The following is a 1,437-nucleotide window of genomic DNA, read 5'->3' on the forward strand; positions in this document are numbered from 1 at the left end:
TAAAAATTTTAAGTCTATTATACCGCAACAGCGGTACAATTAATAGTTAGCCTGCTTCATCCTATGGCTGAGGAACTTCCAGTAAAGCTATGTATCAGTTTCCGAGGCTCATCAGGAAGCAGTAAAGCGATCGCATATCTAATTGGTCTTGAGTAGTTACAATCAATTATAAATTAACAGGTTACTGCAAATGTCTGACTTGTCGAGCATTGACAAACTAAAACTTGAAAAAATGTTTGAGATGGAAGGTGGTTATGTTCTTGATTTTACAGACAGAACTTTCCGGGAATTCATAATTGAAAATACACAGATTAACATATATGACGGCAAGTACGATTACGCTAGCGGATCTAAAGCTAATCGATTAAGGGCCTTTTGGACTCAAGAATCTAACTATACTGTTGGAAAATTAATTTCAGCTTTGTTGGAATATTGGAAAACAAAAAAACTGATAAATCACATAGAAATAAGCCAAGCCGAGCAAGCCTTGTTTGATGATTGCTATACAATAGCCGAACGACTTAAGCAAGATAGCATTGTTGAAAATATTGATGCAATTCAACCATATTCTAATGACAAAGAGTTTTCTGTATTAGCAAAATCCATAAGGGAAAGTATTCAAAATAATGAGCCAGAAGTAGCATTAGATAGACTGCATACTTATGTGGTGAAGTATACAAGGCAGCAATGCAATAAATATGGGATCAGTTATGACAGGGACAAAGCATTGCATAGCCTTTTTGGAGAATATGTAAAGTATCTAATACAGAACGGCTTTATTAAGTCACAAATGACCGAAAGGATTCTAAAATCTTCGATTTCAATTCTGGAGTCTTTTAATGATGTTAGAAACAACCAAAGTCTGGCTCATGACAATCCTATTTTGAATTATCATGAGAGTGTTCTAATATTTAACAATGTTTCAAGCGCGATTAAGTTTATAGAAGCCCTCGAAAAAGAAAAATCAGACGTTGACGAACAAGACGAAGTTCAAGCAGAGTGGGATGAGATTTCCTTCTGAAGAGGCTTGCTGTTTTCGTCAATCCGCACCCTCACAATCCTGTTGCCAAAGTTATCGTTCCTGTTTACAGGATACCCCATCCTGGTTAAATACTTCCTCGATCTCGCTTGTCCGCGCAGGCGGACTTCGTTTGTCTAGTTGCGGTTTCAACCGCCCGAGGCTCTTTTTACTGAGATTAACATATCGCGCTATGCTACCGTAGATACTTTTTCGTACTCTTCACTGTGTTTTTGCACTGCATCCCAAATATCAACTTTTTGCTGAAGATTAAGCCACAGTTGAGGGCCATTCCCCAACGCTTTCCCAATCCGAATTGCCATATCTACTGTAATTGGTCTTTGACCTAAAATAATTTGGTTGACACTACGGCGGGATACACCAAGTATCTCAGCAAACCTGGTTTGAGTCATTTCAAT

At 37.9% G+C, this 1,437-nt stretch carries 2 protein-coding genes; one reads left to right on the plus strand and one right to left on the minus strand.

What is annotated here, in order from left to right:
* The first annotated feature begins 190 nt into the window (after positions 1-190).
* A complete protein-coding gene (locus ACUVJL_RS00695; protein ID WP_445244080.1) occupies positions 191-1,021 on the plus strand; it encodes an abortive infection family protein in 831 nt (276 codons plus the stop codon).
* A 188-nt stretch (positions 1,022-1,209) separates the two neighbouring features.
* On the opposite strand, the gene ACUVJL_RS00700 is transcribed toward ACUVJL_RS00695, so the two are convergent.
* Positions 1,210-1,437, minus strand: a 228-nt coding sequence (locus ACUVJL_RS00700) for a HigA family addiction module antitoxin (protein ID WP_445244081.1), incomplete at its 5' end; no start/stop codon positions are given.

The organism is Microcoleus sp. OTE_8_concoct_300, from assembly GCF_031383065.1.
Taxonomy (GTDB): Bacteria; Cyanobacteriota; Cyanobacteriia; order Cyanobacteriales; family Microcoleaceae; genus Microcoleus.